The 19577-nt window shown below is 64.5% G+C and carries 20 protein-coding genes; 5 read left to right on the forward strand and 15 right to left on the reverse strand.

The genetic code is table 11. From position 1 onward, the window contains the following. Positions 1–11: 11 nt before the first annotated feature. From ACP5MM_RS00095 to ACP5MM_RS00135, 9 genes are read right to left on the reverse strand one after another with little or no spacing between them, the layout of a single operon-like run. On the reverse strand, positions 12–1628 hold the full coding sequence (locus tag ACP5MM_RS00095; protein WP_427930585.1) for a sensor histidine kinase: 1617 nt from the start codon (positions 1626–1628) through the stop codon (positions 12–14). Positions 1629–1630: 2 nt separating this feature from the next. Continuing rightward, positions 1631–2890, reverse strand: a complete 1260-nt coding sequence (locus ACP5MM_RS00100) for a type II secretion system F family protein (RefSeq protein ID WP_427930451.1) — start codon at positions 2888–2890, stop codon at positions 1631–1633. A 54-nt stretch (positions 2891–2944) separates the two neighbouring features. Beyond that, on the reverse strand, positions 2945–4654 hold the full coding sequence (pilB, locus tag ACP5MM_RS00105; RefSeq protein ID WP_427930452.1) for a type IV-A pilus assembly ATPase PilB: 1710 nt from the start codon (positions 4652–4654) through the stop codon (positions 2945–2947). Then, positions 4624–5505 carry a shikimate dehydrogenase gene (locus ACP5MM_RS00110; protein ID WP_427930453.1) on the reverse strand — a complete coding sequence of 294 codons (882 nt, stop codon included), beginning with the start codon at positions 5503–5505 and terminating at the stop codon, positions 4624–4626. Before ACP5MM_RS00110 ends, pilB begins: the two co-directional genes overlap by 31 nt. A gap of 35 nt (positions 5506–5540) precedes the next feature. Beyond that, positions 5541–6710, reverse strand: coding sequence for an anhydro-N-acetylmuramic acid kinase (locus tag ACP5MM_RS00115; protein WP_427930454.1), 1170 nt, complete (start codon positions 6708–6710; stop codon positions 5541–5543). A 48-nt stretch (positions 6711–6758) separates the two neighbouring features. Beyond that, entirely contained in the window at positions 6759–7241 is a 483-nt protein-coding gene (locus ACP5MM_RS00120; RefSeq protein ID WP_427930455.1) for an FKBP-type peptidyl-prolyl cis-trans isomerase, read from the reverse strand. Positions 7242–7274: 33 nt separating this feature from the next. Continuing rightward, positions 7275–8315 carry a ferrochelatase gene (gene hemH, locus ACP5MM_RS00125; RefSeq protein ID WP_427930456.1) on the reverse strand — a complete coding sequence of 347 codons (1041 nt, stop codon included), beginning with the start codon at positions 8313–8315 and terminating at the stop codon, positions 7275–7277. Next, positions 8312–9085 carry an exodeoxyribonuclease III gene (gene xth / locus ACP5MM_RS00130; RefSeq protein WP_427930457.1) on the reverse strand — a complete coding sequence of 258 codons (774 nt, stop codon included), beginning with the start codon at positions 9083–9085 and terminating at the stop codon, positions 8312–8314. The genes hemH and xth overlap by 4 nt, the downstream gene beginning before the upstream one ends. Positions 9086–9134: 49 nt before the next feature. Continuing rightward, positions 9135–9737, reverse strand: a complete 603-nt coding sequence (locus ACP5MM_RS00135) for a glutathione S-transferase N-terminal domain-containing protein (RefSeq protein WP_427930458.1) — start codon at positions 9735–9737, stop codon at positions 9135–9137. Between the two features lie 83 nt (positions 9738–9820). Between ACP5MM_RS00135 and ACP5MM_RS00140 the strand changes: the two genes are divergently transcribed. The 4 genes from ACP5MM_RS00140 to prmB are packed head-to-tail and all read left to right on the forward strand — an operon-like array spanning position 9821 to position 12644. Beyond that, positions 9821–10663, forward strand: coding sequence for a 23S rRNA (adenine(2030)-N(6))-methyltransferase RlmJ (locus ACP5MM_RS00140; protein WP_427930459.1), 843 nt, complete (start codon positions 9821–9823; stop codon positions 10661–10663). Positions 10664–10687: 24 nt separating this feature from the next. After that, complete coding sequence (locus ACP5MM_RS00145; protein ID WP_427930460.1) at positions 10688–10978, forward strand: DUF2322 family protein; 291 nt, start codon at positions 10688–10690, stop codon at positions 10976–10978. Further along, positions 10978–11739: an exodeoxyribonuclease III gene (locus tag ACP5MM_RS00150; protein ID WP_427930461.1), complete on the forward strand. Its 762-nt coding sequence runs from the start codon at positions 10978–10980 to the stop codon at positions 11737–11739. Before ACP5MM_RS00145 ends, ACP5MM_RS00150 begins: the two co-directional genes overlap by 1 nt. Further along, entirely contained in the window at positions 11739–12644 is a 906-nt protein-coding gene (prmB, locus tag ACP5MM_RS00155) for a 50S ribosomal protein L3 N(5)-glutamine methyltransferase (protein ID WP_427930462.1), read from the forward strand. Before ACP5MM_RS00150 ends, prmB begins: the two co-directional genes overlap by 1 nt. Positions 12645–12656: 12 nt before the next feature. On the opposite strand, the gene ACP5MM_RS00160 is transcribed toward prmB, so the two are convergent. Further along, a complete protein-coding gene (locus tag ACP5MM_RS00160) occupies positions 12657–13571 on the reverse strand; it encodes a LysR substrate-binding domain-containing protein (RefSeq protein ID WP_427930463.1) in 915 nt (304 codons plus the stop codon). 148 nt (positions 13572–13719) lie between these two features. On the opposite strand from ACP5MM_RS00160, the gene ACP5MM_RS00165 reads away from it, so the two are divergent. Beyond that, complete coding sequence (locus tag ACP5MM_RS00165; protein ID WP_427930464.1) at positions 13720–15237, forward strand: MFS transporter; 1518 nt, start codon at positions 13720–13722, stop codon at positions 15235–15237. Here ACP5MM_RS00165 and ACP5MM_RS00170 read toward each other — a convergent pair. From ACP5MM_RS00170 to ACP5MM_RS00190, 5 genes are all read right to left on the reverse strand, one after another. Then, positions 15198–16109: a mechanosensitive ion channel family protein gene (locus ACP5MM_RS00170; protein ID WP_427930465.1), complete on the reverse strand. Its 912-nt coding sequence runs from the start codon at positions 16107–16109 to the stop codon at positions 15198–15200. The genes ACP5MM_RS00165 and ACP5MM_RS00170 overlap by 40 nt on opposite strands. Continuing rightward, entirely contained in the window at positions 16109–16450 is a 342-nt protein-coding gene (locus ACP5MM_RS00175; protein ID WP_427930466.1) for a winged helix-turn-helix transcriptional regulator, read from the reverse strand. Before ACP5MM_RS00175 ends, ACP5MM_RS00170 begins: the two co-directional genes overlap by 1 nt. Before the next feature lie 300 nt (positions 16451–16750). Further along, positions 16751–17167 carry a hypothetical protein gene (locus ACP5MM_RS00180; RefSeq protein WP_427930467.1) on the reverse strand — a complete coding sequence of 139 codons (417 nt, stop codon included), beginning with the start codon at positions 17165–17167 and terminating at the stop codon, positions 16751–16753. Positions 17168–17183: 16 nt separating this feature from the next. Continuing rightward, on the reverse strand, positions 17184–18260 hold the full coding sequence (locus tag ACP5MM_RS00185; RefSeq protein WP_427930468.1) for a metallophosphoesterase family protein: 1077 nt from the start codon (positions 18258–18260) through the stop codon (positions 17184–17186). 10 nt (positions 18261–18270) lie between these two features. Then, positions 18271–19425, reverse strand: coding sequence for a cytochrome-c peroxidase (locus ACP5MM_RS00190; protein WP_427930469.1), 1155 nt, complete (start codon positions 19423–19425; stop codon positions 18271–18273). Between the last annotated feature and the right edge of the window lie 152 nt (positions 19426–19577).

A 19577-nucleotide genomic window follows, 5' to 3' on the forward strand; every position in this document is an offset into this window, starting at 1 on the left:
CGCAGCATGGTTCATGCGTCGTTACCGCCGGCTGCCGCGTCCCGGGGAAGGATCAGGCGGAACACGGCCCCCCCGCCCGGGTGGTTCATGGTCTCGATCCGCCCGCCGTTGAGGCGCAGGAGTTCGCGTACCATGGACAGACCCAGACCGGTGCCGCGCGAATCGGTGGTGAAGAAGGGCTCAAAAATCCGTTCCCCCAGGGCGCCGTCAATACCAGGGCCAAAGTCGCGCAACTCCACGGCGATTTCCCCTTTGCCCGAAGGCGCCACGGAGATCTGCAGGCGCGCACTGCCATCGCCAGCCACGCCATGGCGCACGGCATTGTGCAGCAGATTCCAGAGGATCTGGCGGAGGTGGGCGGGGTCGGCGAGGGCCACCAGATCCTCCTGCGGCAGGATCAAATCCACCTGCAAAGGGCGGAGGACCGGGTCCTCCCGCAACTGTTCGATCATGGCGGACAGGTACGGACGCAAGGAAAGGGGCTCGGGGTGGGCGGGCCCCGGCCGCGCCATTTCCAGCACCGACTCGACAATGGCGTTGATGCGCAGGGCCTCGCGCTCCAGGATGTGACAGAGGCGCAGGGCGGCGGGCTCCTGCACGCGCTCGCCCAGAAGCCCGGCGGCGTGGCGAATGGCGCTGAGGGGATTGCGGATCTCATGGGCAATATTGGCGGCCAAACGCCCGAGGGCCGCCAGTTGCAGCTCTCGTTCGCGGGCGCGAAGCTGTGAGGCATCCTGGAGGAGGAGCAGCCGGAAGGGGCTGTCCGGCAAGGCAAACTGGCGCAGGATCAGCGTCCGGCTGACCCCTTCCAGGGCCGGATCGCTCGTCCCCAGATCGACGCTGGTGGCTTCGTCCGCCGGTCCCACGGACTGCCGCACGGCCGTCGCCAGACGGGGATGCACCAGATCCAGGGGAATGGGCGCCTCCATCCAGTGCCGGTAACCCGAAAGCAGGCGGGCGATGGGATTGCTGAGGATGACCCGGCTCTGCTGATCCAGCACCATGACCCCGACATCCATGTGCTGCACGATCTCCCGGCTCAGGGCATTGAGGTTGAGGACCTCGGCGCCGCGCTGGTTGGCCAGGCGGGTACTGCGCTCCAGGCTGGCCACCAGGCTATCGGCCAGTACCGCCACCGCAATGAGGGCGAGGACATATATGAGGATCTGGCCAAGGGGGGGATGATCCAGGGCCATGCCGCCGGCCAGGGATTCCATGAGCAGGAGCACCAAGAGGACCCACACAAAAACGAAGGCGCTCTGGCCGCGCAGGAGACTGGCCGTAGAGACCAGGAGCAGGAAGGGCAAGATGCTGAAGGGTCCGTTCAAACCCCCACCGAAGTGCAGCAAGGCCAGGACCAGCAGGGTATCGATTCCCACCTGCACAAAGGCGTGCAGGCGCGCCTGGGGGGGCCAGCGCAGCATCACGGCGGCCAGATAGGCAAGACTGACGGCTGCCGCCGCCAGGGTCAAGGCGCGCAACAGGGCGCCGTTGCGGCCCAGATCGATGACCGTATCGCTCACCGGCAACTGCACCAGGAGGGCGATAGCCGCCGTGATCAGCAGCCGATAGGCAGAGATCCCCCAAAGCCGCTGCCAGTCGCCCTCACCTGCGGCCTGGACCACCACCGTCAATGGCCGCCGGTCACCACGGCACCCAGCTTGAAGATGGGCAGATACATGGAAATGACCAGGGTGCCGATGATGACGCCGAGGACCACCATGATGGCCGGTTCCATGAGACTGGTCATCCGGTTGACGGCCTCGTCCACTTCGCCCTCATAGAAGTCCGCCACCTTGGCCAGCATCTCTTCCATGGCGCCCGACTCTTCGCCGATGGCGATCATTTGCGTGACCATGGGCGGGAAGAGCCCCGTTTCCTTCAGGGGCTCGGAAAGCCGTGTACCCGAGGCCACGGCATCGCGGGCCTTGCTGATGGCGTTTTCGATGACGACATTGCCGGAACTGCGGGCGATGGTTTCCAGGGACTCGGTCATGGGTACGCCGGCGCCGTGCATGGTGGAGAAGGTGCGGGTAAAGCGGGCAATGGCGCCCTTGAGCATGACATCGCCAATGACCGGCATGCGCAGGAGCAGGCGATCCCAGATCTCCCGGAAGCGCCGCGAGTGCTTATGGGCGTAGACCATGGCCGCCACGCCGCCGATGGGAATCCCGAAGACCAGGAACCAGTAACGCACGAACTCGTTGGAGACATTGATCACGAATTGGGTGAGCACCGGCAGGTTGGCGCCAAAACTGGTGAATAACTGCGCAAAACGGGGAATCACGAAGATCATGAGGATGGCCGTCACGCCGAAGGCCACGGTGACAATGGCGGAGGGATAAAACATGGCGGATTTGATCTTGCTCTTGAGGGCCAGGCTTTTTTCGCGGTAGGTGGCGAGCTTGAGCAGGATGGTATCGAGAATACCGCCCATCTCGCCCGCCGCCACCAGAGCCACATAGAGGCGATCGAAATAGGCGGGAAAATGGGCAAAGGCCTCGGAGAGCCGCTCGCCTTCCTCCAGATGGCGCTTCACGTCCATCATCAGCTTGCGCATGCCCCGTTTGCCGGTGCCCTTGCCCAGCAGGTCGATGGCCTGCACCACGGGCAGGCCGGCGTTGATCATGGTGGCAAGCTGCCGGGTCATGACCACGATGTCCTTTTCCTTGACCCGCCCGCCGCCAAAAAGGGGCTGCGCCTGCTTGCGCACCGTGGTGGGGTTGAGGCCCATGCGCCGCAAGGTGGCGCGCACCACCGCCAGCGAGGCCGCTTCCATCTCGCCCTTGCGCAGGTTGCCGTTGGGCTCCTTGGCCTCCCAGTTGTAGACGTCCCGTTTCGGTTCGCGCAGCTTTTTGCCGCCCGCCCTGTCCTGCATCGCTTGCGCCATGGTCACTCCCTCTCCGGCTCGTCTGCCGCGCCGGAAAATAATTGAATCAATCGATTATAAATTGGTGACCCGCAAGACTTCATCCAGGCTGGTCGCCCCTTCCCTTACCCGCCGCAGCCCCGACTGGCGCATGGTGATGACACCTTCCTGGGCGGCCTGGCGCGCCAGGTCGATGGAGGTGCCGCCGCGCATGATGATCTCACGCATGGCATCGCTCACCGGCATCACCTGGTAGAGCCCAAGGCGCCCTTTATAGCCGGTATTATTGCACTTTTCACAGCCCGTCGCCGTCATGGGCCGCCAGCCGGTCAGTTCCTCGGCCTGGAAACCGGCCTCCAGGAGGGCCGGATCCGGGATCTTGGCGGGTTTTTTGCAATGGACGCAGAGCTTGCGGGCGAGGCGCTGGGCCATGACGAGATGCACGGAGCCAGCGATGTTGTAGGTGGGAATGCCCATGTTCTCCAGGCGGGTGAGGCTCTGGGGCGCATCATTGGTATGCAGGGTGGCCAGCACCAGATGTCCGGTCTGGGCGGCCTTGATGGCCGTTTCCGCGGTTTCCAGGTCGCGCACCTCGCCCACCATGATGATGTCCGGGTCCTGGCGCAGGAAAGAGCGCAGGGCTGCGGCAAAGCTCAGGCCGATGCGCTCGTTGACGTTGACCTGGTTGATGCCGTAGACGGTGATTTCCACCGGGTCTTCGGCGGTGCTGATATTCACATCGCCGGTGTTCAGGATGTTCAGCGCCGTATACAGCGTGGTGGTCTTGCCCGAGCCGGTCGGGCCGGTGACCAGGATCATGCCGTAGGGGCGGCGGATGGCGTCTTCAAAGGCCTTTTGCTGCTCGGGAAGAAAACCCAGTTGATCGATGCCCACCCGCGAGCTGGCGGGATCGAGAATACGCAGGACGATGGTCTCGCCATTGGTGGTGGGCAGAAAGGAGACGCGGAAATCGATCACGCGATCCGGCGGTATGCGCACCCGCAGACGCCCATCCTGGGGCAGGCGGCGTTCGGAGATATCCAGACGGCAGAGGATCTTGAGGCGCGAGGTAACCCCGTCGCGCAACTGGACCGGCGGGTGGAGGACGTCATGGAGGACGCCGTCCATCCGGTAGCGGACGCGCACGTCCTTTTCGTAGGGCTCGATGTGGATATCCGAAGCCCCGCGTTGAATGGCGTCCAGGAGGAGCTGCTGGGCGAAGCGCACCACCGGCGCATCCTCGACACCTTCCTCCACCTTGGCCAGATCGAATTCTTCCTGCTCCTCCGCCGCGGTCGCCGCCTGCTCGGCAAAAAGATCCGCCAGCCGCCCGCGCATACTGCCGGCACTGGCATCCACGGCCCGCGCCAGCTTGTCGGCCTCGACGAGAACGGGGGTAACCTGCAGGCCGGTGTTGAACTTCACATCCTCCACCGCCTTGAAGTCCGTGGGGTCGGCCATGGCCAGATAGAGGACGTTTTCATGGCGGGACAGGGGCAGGACCTGATAGCGCTCCATGAGGCCGCGATCCAGCAGCCCCATGATCGTTTCGTCCAGGTCGACGGCATTGAGGTCCAGCATCGGCACGCCGTAGCGCTCGGAGAGATAGGCCATGAGGGCCGCGGGCTGGACCGCGCCATGTTCCACCAGCGAGAAGATCAGCGGCTTTTTGCTTCGCGCTGCCTTTTCCGCCGTGCTGCGCAGCACAGTCTCTTCCCCGAGGCCGTTGGCCACCAGGGCGCGCAGCAGAGGCGTTAACGCGGTGCTTTCTGGGTTTGTAGCCATGCGCTCAATGTGTCCTGAATGGCCTTGCTCTGGGGAGCCAGGCCCGTCCATCCCTGAAAACTTTCCGCCCCTTGCTGGACCAGCATGCCCAAACCGTCCACGGTGCGCCGGCCGAGCCGGCGGGCGGCCCGCAACAAGGGCGTTTCCAGGGGGTTATAGACGATATCGCAGACAATGCCATCCGGGCGGAGCCGCTGCAGATCCAGCTCGGGATGGTCCTCGCCCTGGAGGCCGCGGGAACTGGTATTGACCAGCAGGGCCGCTGCGGCCAAGGGCTGGGCCAGGGCCGCGGCCTCCAGGGGCAGGGGTTGCACGGGGAACTGGGGGAATTGCCGGGCCAGGGCCGCAGCGCGGGGGAGATGGCGATTGGCCAGGAAGATCGGCGCGCAGCCGGCAACACCCAGGGCGTAAATGATGGCGCGGGCAGCGCCCCCGGCACCGATGACCAGAGCGGCTCCGCCCCGCCAGTCCGTTCCGGCGGCAGCGCTGAGGGCGCGCGCAAAGCCGCTGGCATCGGTATTGTGGCCACGCATGCGCTGCTGGGTAAAATCCAGCGTGTTGACGGCGCCGATGGCCCTGGCCTCGGGCGTCAGCGCGTCCAGAAAGGGCAACACGGCCTCCTTGTGGGGTACGGTGACATTGACCCCGCGCACCCCCAAGGCCGGCAGACCGCGCAGGGCGGCCTCCAGGTGTGCGGCCTGCACGGGGAAAGGGACATAGACCATGTCCACCCCCTGCTGTTCGGCAAAGAGGCGATGCATCCACGGCGATAGGCTATGCGCCACCGGGTCGCCGATGATGCCGTAGACGGCCGTCCTGCCGCTCGGCTGTCCGGGTGCTGCTATGGTCATCCCTCTGCTCCCCATCCGTTGCGGCCACCCATGATTCATTTATTCTTATACCGAATCATCTTCTTCATCAACAAAGGCCAGTTGCCGCCGGGATGGATGCCGCCCAGCACCACCATCCGCGCGGCGCCGGTTACCGCCGGCAGGTTGCCCGGACGGCCCAGGAGGCATTGGGCGCCGAGCCAGGCAAAGGCCAGCGCCTCCAGGGCCTGGCTGGGGATGCCCGTAGCCTGCGCACCGTGGACGATGCGGATGGCGGGGAGCGCCCTTTGCAGGGCGGCGAGCAAGGCCGGGTTCTCCGCCCCGCCGCCAAAAACCAGCATCTCCGGGCTCTCCGGTGTCCAGCGCCGTACCGCCCGGGCAATGGACTGGGCGGTGAGGGCGAGCAAGGTCGCCATGAGATCTTCCACCCGCCCTTCCCATTCCCCCAGGAGCTTCGCCGCCAACGGCAGGCCAAAGGCCTCCCGTCCTGTGCTTTTGGGCGGGGGCGACAGAAAATAGGGCCAGTCCAGCCACTCGGCCAGAAGGGCTTGGTTCGCCACCCCCGCCAAGGCCATGCGCCCCCCCTGATCGCAGTGGAGGCGGCCGCCGCTGTGCAGATCCGCCACGGCATCGAGGAGGACATTCCCCGGCCCCGTATCAAAGGCCAGTATCGGACGGGGATCATGGCTGCCCGGCAACCAGGTAAGATTGGCCATGCCGCCCAGATTGAGGATCAGGCGCGGCCCCGGGGCGGCAAAGATGTGCTGGTGAAAGGGCGGCACCAGGGGTGCTCCCTGTCCTCCGGCCGCCACATCGGCGCGGCGGAAATCATTCACCACCGTCAGCCCCGTCGCCGCCACGGCATCGGCGGCGGAGCCGATCTGCAGCGTGAAGCCCTCGCTACCCGCAGGCTGATGGCGAATGGTCTGACCATGGATGGCGATAAAGTCCACGGGACCGAGGCCGTGCATGGCGTCCCGCGCGACGACCCCGTAGAACTGCCCCAGGCGCCGGTCCAGGCGCGCGGCGGCCTCCACCGTCAGGGCATCGTTGGCGGCCAGCACCGCAGCGCGCAGGTCCGGGGGATAGGGCGTATCGACCCAGCCGCGGAAGCGGCAATGGCCATCGGCGCCCAGCTCCAGACGTGCGGCATCGACGCCGTCGGCGCTGGTCCCGGACATGAGACCCAGTCCGCGCAGGACGCCTTTCGGCCCGGCGCCATTCATCCGCCAGGCCCCTAAGCGCCGCCGTCCCGACTACCCGGAAAGAGGAGCTCAGTGCCCCTCTTCGCCAGCCCCATGCACATGCCCGTGGGCCAGCTCTTCCGCCGTGGCATCGCGCACGCCCAGCACCGTCACGTCGAAGTTCAGCGTCATGCCCGCCAAGGGATGATTGAGATCGACGGTGACATCATCGCCCTCGATATCGATCACCGTGGCCATCTTGCTGCCTTCTTCGGTCATGGTTTCGAACTGCATGCCCACTTCCAGCTCTTCCGGATCATCAAAGTCCTCGACGCCCACCACCTCGACAAGGTCCTCTTCCCAGTCGCCATAGCCCGCTTCGGGGGGAATGGATACCTGTACCTTGTCGCCGGCGCGGTGCCCGGCCAGGGCATTTTCCAGACCGGGGATGATGCCGTGGTGACCATGCAGATAGATGAGGGGTTCTTCGCCCTCGGAGCTGTCGATGAGCTCGCCTTCTTCATCGGTGAGCGTGTAGTCAATGGTTACAACCTTGTCCTTGGCGACGATCATGGTGCGCATCCTTTGCTGGGGTGTAGGGGTAGTTTATCCCGCCGTGGCGGAAACGGCAAAATCCTTTGCCGCCCCATGCTCTCCCGTCTGCAGCGCCTCGTCCCATCCCTCCAGGTGGGGGAGGAGGATGCTCGCCAGGGCCTCGATCCAGGCCGGATCGTCATTGAGGGCCGGGATATAATGCATTTCCTTGCCGCCGGCGTGGAGAAAGCCTTCCTTGCCTTCCATGGCGATCTCTTCCAGGGTCTCCAGGCAATCGGCGGCAAAGCCGGGGCAAAAGCAGTCCACCCGTTCCACCCCTGCCTTCGCCAGGGACTGCAGGGTCTGGCCGGTATAGGGCCCCAGCCATTTGGCCGGACCAAAGCGGCTCTGAAAGGTCTGCACCCAGGCCTCCGGCGGCAAGCCCAATTCCGCCACGAGGAGTTCCGTGCTGCGCTCGCACTGGCGGCGATAGGGGTCGCCCAGGGCAACGCAGCGTTCGGGCAGGCCGTGGAAGGAGATCAGCAGGCGATCGGGCTGGCCGTGGGCCTGCCAATAGCTGCGCACCCGTCCCGCCAAGGCGGCAATATAGGCCGGGTGATCGTGCCAGTCGCGGATCATGCGCAGCTCGGGAATCTCGCGCTGTCCCCGCAGGATTGCCGCGACCGCGTCAAAGGTGGAGGCGGTGGTGGCAGCGGCATACTGGGGATAGAGGGGAACCAGAAGAATCCGCGTGCAACCCTGCTGGCGCAGGGCGGCCAGCCCGGCGGCCAGGGCGGGGTTGCCATAACGCATGGCCAGTTCCACCCGCACCTGACCGTGAAAGCGCGCCTGCAGCAGGGCGCCCAAAGCATCGCTCTGGCGCTGGCTGTAGACCAGGAGGGGGGATCCCTCGGGCATCCACACTCTGGCGTAGGCCCGCGCCGAGCGGGCGGGGCGCGTCAGGAGAATGGGGCCATTGAGGATGGGCCACCAGAGCAGACGGGGGATCTCCACCACCCGCGGATCGCTGAGGAACTCGCGCAGGTAGCGGCGCACGGCGCCGGTTTCGGGGGCGTCGGGAGTGCCCAGGTTCACGAGCAGGATACCGATCACGGGAGGTCCCCCAGGTCGAGCCAGATCGGCGCATGATCCGAAGGGCGTTCCGCGCGACGCGCCTCGCGGTCGATGCCGGCGGCCCCCAGGACCGGCAGGAGGGCGGATGAAACCAGGATCAGGTCGATACGCAGGCCAAGATCGCGGCGGAACATGGCGGCCCGATAATCCCACCAGCTCCAGGCCCGGGCTTCGGGATAGAGATGGCGGAAGCTGTCGTGGAAACCCAGTTCATGGATGCCGGCCAGGGCCGCACGCTCGGCGGGGGAGCAGAGAACCTCCTCGCCCCAGGCCCCAGGATCGTAGACATCCATATCCGTGGGCGCGATGTTGAAGTCGCCGAGAAGCGCCAGGCGAGGATGGCGAAGCAGTTCGTCGGCCAGAAACGCCCGCAGCCGCGCCAGCCAAGCGAGCTTGTAGGCATATTTGTCGCTAGCCACGGACTGTCCATTGGGCACATAGACATTCACTACCCGCAAGGGGCCGACGCTCGCGGCGCACAGACGGGCCTGACTGTCATCCCCGTCCGGCCAGCCGCATAGAGGATCTACGGGTGTGGCCCGGCTGAGGATGGCGACGCCGTTGTAGCTGGGCTGACCATGGAAAAGCGCATGATAACCAAGCGCCCGCAGGGCCTCGACAGGAAACTGGGCATCGGTGAGCTTGGTCTCCTGCAAACAGAGCACATCCGGCTGCTGCGCGGCGAGCCAGTCCAGCACCTGCGGCAGGCGCACCTTGAGGGAATTCACATTCCAAGCGGAAATTTTCATGGCCACTGCGCGCCCCGTCCAATCCCGGGATAGGGCGTCCGTTCCCCCCTCATTGCGGCTCGGTCTGAGCGACGCTGGGCCGGTCATGGAGGCTGTGAAGCCAGGCGACCAGGTCGGGAAACTGGACGAGGAAATCCGGCGCGCGCAGGTCCACATAGGCCGTGGCAGCGACGGCGGCTATCTGCTGGAGGGGCAGCACCGGGAGATCGCGGCCATGAGTCCACGCGGCGCTTTCCCGCTGCAGGGTGGTGAGGCCGGCGACCACCTTGCCGCGCAAGCGGAGCAGCAAGGCCTGATCCTGGCAGTCCTTGGAGCGGCGTTGCTCCTGGACCCAGGCCACCGTGGCATCCATGATGCCGCCGGCCAGGGCCTCGCTGCGCAGGGCGCGCAAGCGCCCCTCGGGATCGTGGGGGATGATGGCCGGATCAGGACGAAATTGTTCCAGAAACTGGACAATGACCGCCGAGTCATAGATGGGCTCGCCGTCATTGCGCAGCAATACCGGGACCTTGCCCAAGGGATTGTGGGCCAGGGCGGGGTGATCACTGGCGCGCAGATCCACCCACTCCACGTCGCAAGCTATTCCTTTTTCCATGAGCACCATACGCACCTTGCGGGCGTAGGGGCTGGTCTGGGTCGCAAAGAGTCGCATAAATCCCCCTTGTCGGCGTGCGCCGTTCGACGTTGAATTCTGTTATCATGGCGAAAGCCCCGACCAAAGCCAAGCCAAAATTCATGAATTATGACCATCAGTTTCATGCCGGGAATGCCGCCGACTGCTGCAAGCATCTGGCCCTGACCCTGTCCTTGCAGGCCCTGACCCGCAAGGACGCGCCCCTGGCCTACATCGACACCCACGCCGGCGCCGCGCGCTACGCCCTGGCCCGGGAAGGGGAATACCGGGAGGGGATCGGTCGCCTGTGGAGCGACCGGCGCAGCCTCGTGCATGCCGCAACCTGGTTGAAAACCGTAGCGGCGGCCAATGCCGATGGCGCCTTGCGCCATTATCCCGGCTCGCCGGCCGTGGCCGCGGCCCTGCTGCGCCCTATGGACCGGATGGTCCTTTGCGAGCAGGAGGCAGAACCGGCCCAGGCGCTGCGCACCGCCATGGGCCGCCGTGCGCATACCAGCATTCTGGCGGAGAACGGGTACCGCGCCCTCTTCGCGCAAATCCCGCCGGCGGAACGGCGCGGCTTGGTGCTGCTGGACCCGCCCTTCGAGGCCCGCGACGAATGGGAACGCCTGACCGACACCCTGCTGCGCGCTTACCAGATCTGGCCCCAGGGCGCGTACCTCGTCTGGTACCCCGTCAAGACCCGGGGCATCATTACCCGCTTCCTGCAGGGCTTGCGCGGCAAGCTGCCGGCTACGGTCATGGAGCTCCTGCAGCGTCCCGAAGAGGGCCGCGAGCGCCTCATCGGCAGCGGCCTGCTGATGGTCAACCCACCGTGGGGGGTGGTGGACAACCTGGCCGCCGCCCTCACGGAAATCGGTCCATCGCTGGCGGATCCGGCCATGGGCGGCCGCTGGTCCCTGCGCTGCGAGGGTTGGCCCAAGGCGCCCGTTCCTGCACAATAACCCCGGCATTCCAAGGATCTTTCCATGAGTACCCCAGTCACCACCCTCCCCCCCGTCGCCCATGTGCGCAAGCTCCTTTTCTATGGTGGTCCCCACTCGCAGTTGGTCGGCGAGCTGGAAAACCGCCCCGAACAGGAACGCGGCGTAGCCGTGCTCTATCACCTCGCCTTGCGCTATGGCGTCATCAGCCCAACGGCGGCACGGGAGGGCCTGGCCCTGCTGGTCACCGCAGGCCCCGCCGACGATGCTGCCCGGAAAATCCTGGAAAAGGTCATCGTCCAGGGCGATTTTCTGGCGGTACGGGTCCTGCGCTGATGCGGCTCTATAGCTGGAACGTCAACGGCTGGCGAGCGGCGCGCAAGAAGGGTCTTGCCGACTGGGTGGCAAGGGCCCGCCCGGATGTCCTCTGCGTACAGGAAAGCAAGGCCGATCCCGCCCAGTTGCCAGAGGATGAGGCCCGCCTGGCCGGTTACGACGGGCTGTGGGCCGTAGCCGCACGCTCCGGCTATAGTGGAGTGGCCAGCTTTTGTCACCCTCCCTGTCGGCATCGGCAGGCCGGCTTGGGCATCCCCCGCTTCGATGTCGAAGGCCGGGTAGTCATCACCGACTGCGGTGATTTCGATCTTTACAATGTCTACTTTCCCAACGGCAAGTCCAGCCCCGAGCGGCTGGCCTACAAACTGGATTTTTACGCCGCCTTTTTGGATCACATCAATGCCCGCGTGGCCGCCGGACGGCCGGTCGTATTCTGCGGCGATGTCAATACCGCCCATCACCCCATCGATCTCGCCCGCCCCAAGGAGAACGCCAGGATCTCCGGTTTCCTGCCCGAGGAACGCGCCTGGCTGGACCAATGGGAGGCGGCGGGCTGGGTGGATAGCTTTCGTCACCTCTACCCCGAGCGCGTGGAATACTCCTGGTGGAGCCAGCGCACCAATGCCCGGGCGCGCAACGTCGGCTGGCGCCTGGATTATTTCTGGGTGCATCGGAGCCTGCTGGGGCGCGTGCGGGATGCCGGCATCGCCACGGAGGTCATGGGCGCGGACCACTGCCCGGTCTGGCTGGAGATCAACTGATGGACATGGACGCCTACGCCCGTGCCCCGCGCGCCCATCTGCGCAGCGTGGCCGATTATCTGCGCTGGGGGGCGAGCCGCTTTGCCGCCGCCGGCATCGACTGCAGCCAGGGCCGCCAGCACCCGCGGGCCGAGGCCGAGTACCTCCTGGCCCGTGCCCTGCACCTGGAGCCGGAAGATCTGTCCGGACTATGGACAGCGCGCCTGCTCCCCGCGGAAGGGGAGCGGGTGCTGCAATTTTTCTACCAACGGGAGTTGCTCCGCCGGCCGGCCGCCTATATCACGGGCGAGGCCTGGTTTGCCGGCTTGCGCTTTCGGGTGGACGAGCGGGTATTGATCCCCCGCAGCCTCCTGGAACCGTTCATCGAGGAGGGCTTCTCCCCCTGGGTGGAAGAGGATCGGGTGCAGCGCATCCTGGAAATCGGCACCGGCTCCGCCTGCATGGCCATTGCGCTGGCCTTGCGCTTTCCCGAGGCCCATGTCGATGCCGTGGATCTGTCCGCCGACGCCCTGGCCGTCGCCCGGGCCAATGTCCGCGCCCACGGCCTGGAAGGACGCGTGCGCCTGCTGGAGTCGGACCTCTTCAGCGCCCTGGGCGGCGAGCGTTATGACCTGATCCTCAGCAATCCCCCTTATGTGGATGCCGCAGCCATGGCGGAACTGCCGCCCGAATACCGCCATGAACCCCGGCAGGCCCTGGCCGCTGGCGAGGATGGCCTCGCCTGCCTGCTGCCGCTGCTGGACGCCGCCCCGCGCCACCTCACTCCCCACGGTGTATTGGTCGTGGAAACCGGCGACGCCGAAGAGGCCCTCATTCGCCGTCGCCCGGACCTCCCCCTCATTTGGCTGGAACATCCCGCGGGCGGCTCCGGGGCCTTCCTCATGCTGGCAGAGGACGAGGGATGAACCGCCCTCCCGTCAGGGGGTTTTTGCCGCATCCGGATCCTGTCCGATGAGCTCCAAAAAGGCCCTTACCGCCAGCGACTGAAAATGGACCTGCGGCAGGATCAGATAGAGGGTCCAGATCAGGCCGCCCGGGGGATTGAGGCGCAAGGAGGCCAGGGGCCAGCGCACTCGATCCAGGGCCTCCACCGCGGCAAAACCGATCCCCAGGCCCGCCGCCACCGCCTCGCGCAGGGCCTCGACACCCGTCACCTCGACGCTGTAACGGGCCCGCAAACCCGCCCGGGCCAAGGCCGCTTCCACGGTGCGCCGCACCCCCGAGAGGGGCTCCCGCCAGACGATGGGCTCTTGCAGCAATTCCGGCCAGGTCACCGCCAACCGCCCTTCCCGCACCCAGGGATGGTCCCGGGGAAGAATGGCTACGATTTCGTCCTGCCGCCAGGGCCGTTGCAGGAAATGGCCCGGCAGGGCGGCCGCATCCACGGCGTCCTCCATGAAGAGCAGATCCCAGGCCCCCAAAGCGGAGAGCGCCCAGTCCATGGGGCCGGTCTTGAGTTGCACCTGTATGCCGGGATAGCGGCTGCGGAAGGTAGCCAGGTGCTCCAACAGGAAATAGTTGGCCACGGTATTGCTGGCCGCAATGCGCAGGCTCCCTTCCTGCAAGGCATGCTGGCGCGCCGCCCAGCCCTGCACTTCGCCCAACACATCGCGTAGGCGCCGGGCATAGGGCAGGAGCGCCTCCCCTGCAGCCGTGAGACGGATGCCCCGTCCGGCACGCTGGTAAAGGGGCTCGCCAACGGCCTCGTTCAAGGCCCGCAGGCGCTCGGAAACGGCGGGCTGACTACGCCGCAGCACCTCTGCCCCCGCACCCACGCCACCCGCCTCCGCCACGGCCAGGAAGGCCAGGAGATCTTCGCTATGAAAATGCATCGGAAATATCGATCATTAATCTCCAATCAATCTATTTGACGGATATTAATCCCCAGCCTAGGGTATCGACAAGGGCGCCAGCCGGAATAACGGTACGCTCATGGCGCCCTTCCGCCGGAAAACCCCTTCGCGCAGCGCTCAGGAACCCATGGAAAACCGTAGCACCACCCTCTCCGCCCTGTTCACCGGCGTTGCCCTGGCACTGGGTCTGGGCTCCTTCGAAGGCTCCGCCGTACAGGGCATCCTCCCGTACATCGCCGGGGGACTGGCCACCAGCAGCGATCACTCCCTATGGACCCTCACCTACTTCATTGTCCACTGGTCCCTGGGGATCACCCTGATGCCCTGGACCACGGCACGTTTCGGCGCCCGCCGGGTATTCCAAGGCGCCGTAGTCCTTGCCGCCCTGGGCACCATCATCAGCGCCCTGACCCCCAACCTGTGGATCATGCTGCTTTCGCGCGCCATGGAGGGGATCGGGGCGGGACTCCTGGTGCCCCTCAGCCAAAGCCTCTTTTTGCGCCACAGCGCTCCGGCGCGCCACGGCATGGTCACCATGTTGTGGAGCAATGCCATGTTGCTGCCTTTTTTTGTGGGGCCGGCCATTGGCGGCTGGCTGGCCACCAGCCTCAATTTCCGCTTCATTTTCTGGCTCTCCCTGCCCCTCTGGGGATTGGCCTGGTTCCTCGGGCGCATGGGCATTCCCGCGGGCGGGGAGCAGAGCGGCATGCCGGCCTTTGACCTGCCCGGCTTTGGCCTCCTTTACGCCGGCCTCATGGCCCTGCAGGTGACCCTGGATCAGGGGGAGCAGTACGGCTGGTGGCAGTCGCCCTTCATCCTGCACATGGCCTTGGCGGCGCTGATCCTCTTGCTGCTCTTTGCCTGGCGGGAAAGCCGGGCGGAACATCCGTTGCTGCGGTTTTACTTCCTGCAGCGGCGCAATTATTGGCTCGGCCTCCTCCTGCTCTGCCTGGGCTGGTCACTGTTCATGGGCTGGGCTACGGAACTGCCCCTCTGGGCCGAAGAAAGTCTCGGTTTCAACGGTTATTGGGGAGGTGTCTTGTTGCTGCCCATCGGCTTGGCGGCGGTGCCCGTCTCCACCCTCATGGACCGTCTGCAGGGGCTCTTCGGCCTGCGCCGCTTGGCGGCCCTGTGCTTTTTGCTCTTTGCCGCCGCCTATGGCAGCAGCTACTTCAGCCCCCAAAGCGGCCTGGCCGAGATCTTCTGGCCCATGTTGCTGCTCGGGCTGGGGTTGGGGATGCTCTTTGTGCCCCTGACCATGATCATCCTCTCCGGCATTCCCGCCGAAGACATCCCCAAGGCCGCCACCACCAGCAATTTCATCCGGGTCTTCAGCGCCAACATCGGCGTGAGCCTGATCAGCGTATATGCGGTCCGCGACGGCGCCCTGGCCACCAGCGCCTTCCATGACCAGCTCCTCGCCTATGGCGGCCAGCCGGTCATGTCACCCCAAACCCTGGCCAGGCTCGTGGCCGTGCAGGCCAGCACCCTGAGCATCGACAACCTGCTGCGCCTGTCCATGTGGCTCTGCCTGCTGGCGGCGCTGGCGGCCTACGCCTTCCTCATCCCGCCCCGGGCCATAGCCACTCCCGGCAGTCCGCGCAGCTATGTGGAAGAGGCGGAGGAAGAGGCGGCCTCGCCCTGATGGGCCGCCATCGGCCCATGCCGGGCCAGCACTACATCCTGGCGCGGGCGCGGGATTTCGATGCCGGCCCGTTCCAAGGTCTCGGCCAGTGCCCAATTGTACTGGGCGCGGGTATTGCCGGGGCGGGTCAGGCCATCGCGTCCTACCCAGACGATCATCTCGCAGTCATACCCCGCATCGGCAAAGGCCGTGATCCACAGGTTGGGCTCGTGGATGCCGTCGGCCACCGTCGTATCCACGGAACGGGCAGTGGCGATCACCAACTCGCGCAAGCGCTCCCGGTCGGTGCCATAGGCCACCCGAAAAGGGATATGCAGGCGCATGAGGGGCTCATCCAGGCTCCAGTTGATCACATCGCCGTTGATGAACTGGGAATTGGGCACCAGGATGTCCACATGATCGTTGGTCATCACCCGGGTATAGCGCACGCCGAGCTGTTTCACTTCGCCGTGCATCCCGTTTTCCTTGAGCTGAACATAGTCGCCCACCTTGATGCTGCGCTCGAAAAGCAGGATCAGCCCCGAGGCGAAGTTGCTGAAGATGTTCTGCAGGCCGAAGCCCAGACCCACGCCCACCACGCCGCCGAAGATGGCCAGGCTGCTGAGATTGACGCCGATGGTCTGCAGCGCCACCAGGAGTCCCAGGGCAATGAACAGATAATAGGTGACGCGGGAGATGGCATAGGCCGTGGCATGATCCAGACGCCGGCTCAGCAGTCGCCGCAGGGTACGCCGCAGCCAGGCCGCCCCCCACCACAGGAAGACGAGGATGAGCAGGAATTCGCCGATGCCCAAGGGATGCACGGCGAGATTGCCGGGCAAGGGCAGCGGGCGGTTCAACCAGACCCAGACCTGCGCCAGCGTGTCCTGCATCAATGGGTCCTCTCGTCTTCGTCGGCCCAGCGCCTGGCCAGGCTATCCAGGGCATCCAGCACGCTACCCAGTTCCTGGCCGCGGGCATTGAGCCCATAGGTGACCTCGGGAGGAATACTGGGGTGGTGCTCCCGGAAAATGACCCGGGCCTCCTCCAGCATGCGCAGACGCTCCGTCAGCATCCGCGCCGAGATGCCGCCGACCTCGCGTTTCAGGGCCCCGAAGCGCAACGGCCCCCGTTGGCGCAGCACCCACAGGATGTATGTGGTCCATGGCCCCATGAGCAAACGGAGCAAGGCATCCATGGGGCAGGTCGTATCTTGTCGGGTCTGTCGCGCCACGTCTTGGTTACTCTTCAGTACCTACTTCACAAAATATACTGCGTGCGCTCTACTAGGACAAGCAGCGTCCACACGCACAGAGGAGTCAACCGATAGCAAGATCCTGATTCTCTGATTACAGCACAAAAGCATGGCCGAAGGCGCCGGCACGCTGGCCAAGGCCGACGGCAGCCCAGCGCCAACGAACTCGGCATCGCCCGCTTCCAGGGCCGGCATGTGGCCGAAATTACCCGCAAGCTCTTTGCCTGAGTCGAGCCGGACGGGGATGCCGCCCGGCCATGAGCCGTCCCCGTCGGGGTTTCAGTGCTTGCCCGGTGCCAGGGGAACGCCCCGGCGTTCGTAGGTGATGTAGGCTTCCAGGGCGATCATGCGCGGGTCGTCCAGGGACATGGGCTTGCCCTGGGCGGGATTCTGGATGCACCAGTTGATCATGTCGCCAAGGGTGGCCACCCGCCCCAGTTGTTTTTGAAACTTGGGGTAGGTTTCGGGGTGGGTATCGGCGGCGTTGGGGTGGCACTGGTCACAGGAAACCGTGTTGCTACCCAGGGGGCTGTGAAAGAGCCGGTCGCCCTTCTTGACCGTCCAGGCAAAGTCCTGTTGCCATTGTTCCAGGTCGGCGTTGGTGAACTCGTCCGCCTGGGCGCTAGCGGTTCCCGCCAGGCCCAAACCGAGGCCCAGGGTCAAGGAGAGGAAAAAACGGGTGTGCTTGTAGTTCATGGCATCGCTCCTTGGCCTAGTATTGGGTTTGGGGGGGAATACGTTTGTCTTCGGGCTGATACACCGTATCCTCCGGTTTCCCATCCCGCGTATTGAAGGCTACCGTGCGGTCGGTATTGCTCCATAACTGGTAATGAGTGTCCACGTGGCCATTGGCCAGATCGAAAGATGTCCAGCCGGTGGCGTCGCGCTCGTGGAAAGGGTCGGCCCGGTTCATGGGTACGGTGAGCTTGGGCACCAGGGATTTGGCCTGGGTGTAGGTGTTGGCATAGGGCCAGGGCCAGGCGGTGGACATCACGGCGTAAAAACTGATGTTGCCGATCTGGTTGTAGAGGACCTGATGCACGTGGCCATGGATGACCGTGACCTTCTTGAACGGCTGGAGCAGCGCCTGGACCTGCTCGGCATCGTCGGTCCAGAAGTTCCAGCCCTTGTAGATCTTGTACAGGGGAGAGTGGGAGAGGACCACGATGGGCGTGTCCTTGCTCACCTTGGCTAGATCCTGCTGCATCCATGCCCGCTGCGCTTCCCCGACCATGAAGGGCGAGCCCTGGGGGTTGTCCAGGCGCGCCATCTGGTGCATGCGCTCCTGGGCAGTGGGCCAGCGCTTGTAGGTCCAGTCGGGATAGGTGAGGATGCTGTTCAGCACGACGAAATGCACGCCCTTATGGTCGAAGCCGTACCACTGGGGGCCGAGCTGGGATTCCCAGTATTTGCCCAGGTCCAGATAGTAGTCGTGCTCGCCCATCACGTAATGGATTTTATTGCGAATGGACGACAGCATTTCCAGGCCATGGTCGATTTCTTCCTTTTTCCCCAGTTGGGCGATATCGCCGCCGTAGACCACGAAGTCGGGCTTGGGGTCCATCATGTTGAGCTCGGCGACCGCCCGGCGGAGCCCGTGATCCCAGTTGCGCACAAACTGGGTACCCTTGATGTGGGTGAGGTGGGAGTCGGAGATATAACCAAAGGTAAAGTTCTGGGGGTTATCCTTGCCGAAGGCCACTTCGATCAAATTGAGCGGAATCAGGCCCCCGAGGGCGAGCGTGCCGGCCCCCTTCAAAAAACTGCGTCGATCCATGCTTGCTTTCATGATCTTCTCCTCAACGACTGGCAGCGCTGCGAATGTGGCTCTTGGGGCCATCGTTTACATATTGCGGACTGGTCAAGGCCTCCAGAAACGCGACCAATTCTTTCTTTTCCTTTTCCGTCAGGCCCAGCGGACGGATCCCGCCGCTCTGGAACACGGTGGCTTTTTCCCCCTTCTTCACCACCCCGCCGTTGTTGTAAAAATTCACGACGTCCATGAGGGACTTGAGGCTACCGTTGTGCATGTAGGGCCCGGTCACGGCCACGTTGCGCAGGATCGGCGTCTTGAACGCCCCGAGGTCGTTGAGCTGGCCGGTCACTGCGAAACGGCCCAACTCGGACATGTCCTTATTGGTCAGCACCGTCGTGTCCACCTCCTTCCGATGCGCCTTGCTCGCCAAAAAGGCCATGGCCAGTTGCTGCATCTTCTTGGTGCCCAGCTCGTTGGAGCCGATGCCGAGATTATGGAAACGGTTGTCCGTAAAGGTGGCATAAGTGGTGTTCATGGTGTGGCAATCCACGCAGCGGCCCTTGTTCTGGAAAATGGACATGCCTGCGACGGCGGCCGGCGACATGGCTTTTTTGTCGCCGCCATAGACGTAACGATCAAAGGGGCTGTCTCCGGAAACCACGTTCCGCTCGAAACTGGCGATGGCCATGAGGACCTGCTTCATGGTGACCTGATTTCCAGTCACCCCGAAGACCTGTTTGAACATGGCCTGGTAGGCCGGATCCGTACGCACGATCTTCAGCACCGGCTCGTGGTTCTTGAGCCCCATCTCCACGGGATTCACCATGGGATCCTTCGCTTGCGCTTCCAGGCTGGGCTCGCGGCCATCCCAAAACAGCAAATGAAAATAGGCGGCGTTGATGATGGTGGGGGTATTACGCGTCCCCTTGAGCTTGTGAATGCCTTCGGCGACAGGCAGGTGATCGGTGAACGCCTTGGCGTCGGCGTGGCAACTGGCGCAACTGATTGTGCCGGTGGAACTGAAGCGGGCGTCATGGAAGAGCTTGTCCCCCAGGGCGATCTTGGCCGGTGTTTGCGGATTGTCCGCCGGGATGGGTACGGGAGGAAGCCCCAAAGGCGGCGATGATGCGTCGGCCGCAGGAATCCCGTATGCCATGGTCATGGCCATGATGGCGGTACCGAACAAGAACTTGTTCATGTGGACCTCCTCTTTGATGAAATTTAGTAAATACTAATATTAATAACATATTTATACTTATTATCGATTAATTTTAGTTCAAAATTTGTTTCTGTCAACAAGGCTCGCATGGATGACATCGCGTGGAAATCGTCGGGGGATGGGCAGAATGG

This window comes from Acidithiobacillus sp., assembly GCF_049965315.1.
In the GTDB taxonomy this organism is placed as follows: domain Bacteria; phylum Pseudomonadota; class Gammaproteobacteria; order Acidithiobacillales; family Acidithiobacillaceae; genus Acidithiobacillus_B.

What these genes read in the sequence shown, in the direction of transcription:
- ACP5MM_RS00120 (WP_427930455.1), bottom strand. Translation starts at nt 7,241, where the DNA reads ATGATCGTCGCCAAGGACAAGGTTGTAACCATTGACTACACGCTCACC.
- ACP5MM_RS00170 (WP_427930465.1), bottom strand. Translation starts at nt 16,109, where the DNA reads ATGCAGGACACGCTGGCGCAGGTCTGGGTCTGGTTGAACCGCCCGCTG.
- ACP5MM_RS00150 (WP_427930461.1), top strand. Translation starts at nt 10,978, where the DNA reads ATGCGGCTCTATAGCTGGAACGTCAACGGCTGGCGAGCGGCGCGCAAG.
- xth (WP_427930457.1), bottom strand. Translation starts at nt 9,085, where the DNA reads ATGAAAATTTCCGCTTGGAATGTGAATTCCCTCAAGGTGCGCCTGCCG.
- prmB (WP_427930462.1), top strand. Translation starts at nt 11,739, where the DNA reads ATGGACATGGACGCCTACGCCCGTGCCCCGCGCGCCCATCTGCGCAGC.
- ACP5MM_RS00160 (WP_427930463.1), bottom strand. Translation starts at nt 13,571, where the DNA reads ATGCATTTTCATAGCGAAGATCTCCTGGCCTTCCTGGCCGTGGCGGAG.
- ACP5MM_RS00145 (WP_427930460.1), top strand. Translation starts at nt 10,688, where the DNA reads ATGAGTACCCCAGTCACCACCCTCCCCCCCGTCGCCCATGTGCGCAAG.
- ACP5MM_RS00140 (WP_427930459.1), top strand. Translation starts at nt 9,821, where the DNA reads ATGAATTATGACCATCAGTTTCATGCCGGGAATGCCGCCGACTGCTGC.
- ACP5MM_RS00190 (WP_427930469.1), bottom strand. Translation starts at nt 19,425, where the DNA reads ATGAACAAGTTCTTGTTCGGTACCGCCATCATGGCCATGACCATGGCA.
- pilB (WP_427930452.1), bottom strand. Translation starts at nt 4,654, where the DNA reads ATGGCTACAAACCCAGAAAGCACCGCGTTAACGCCTCTGCTGCGCGCC.
- ACP5MM_RS00180 (WP_427930467.1), bottom strand. Translation starts at nt 17,167, where the DNA reads ATGAACTACAAGCACACCCGTTTTTTCCTCTCCTTGACCCTGGGCCTC.
- ACP5MM_RS00165 (WP_427930464.1), top strand. Translation starts at nt 13,720, where the DNA reads ATGGAAAACCGTAGCACCACCCTCTCCGCCCTGTTCACCGGCGTTGCC.
- ACP5MM_RS00115 (WP_427930454.1), bottom strand. Translation starts at nt 6,710, where the DNA reads ATGAATGGCGCCGGGCCGAAAGGCGTCCTGCGCGGACTGGGTCTCATG.
- ACP5MM_RS00100 (WP_427930451.1), bottom strand. Translation starts at nt 2,890, where the DNA reads ATGGCGCAAGCGATGCAGGACAGGGCGGGCGGCAAAAAGCTGCGCGAA.
- ACP5MM_RS00185 (WP_427930468.1), bottom strand. Translation starts at nt 18,260, where the DNA reads ATGAAAGCAAGCATGGATCGACGCAGTTTTTTGAAGGGGGCCGGCACG.
- ACP5MM_RS00110 (WP_427930453.1), bottom strand. Translation starts at nt 5,505, where the DNA reads ATGACCATAGCAGCACCCGGACAGCCGAGCGGCAGGACGGCCGTCTAC.
- ACP5MM_RS00135 (WP_427930458.1), bottom strand. Translation starts at nt 9,737, where the DNA reads ATGCGACTCTTTGCGACCCAGACCAGCCCCTACGCCCGCAAGGTGCGT.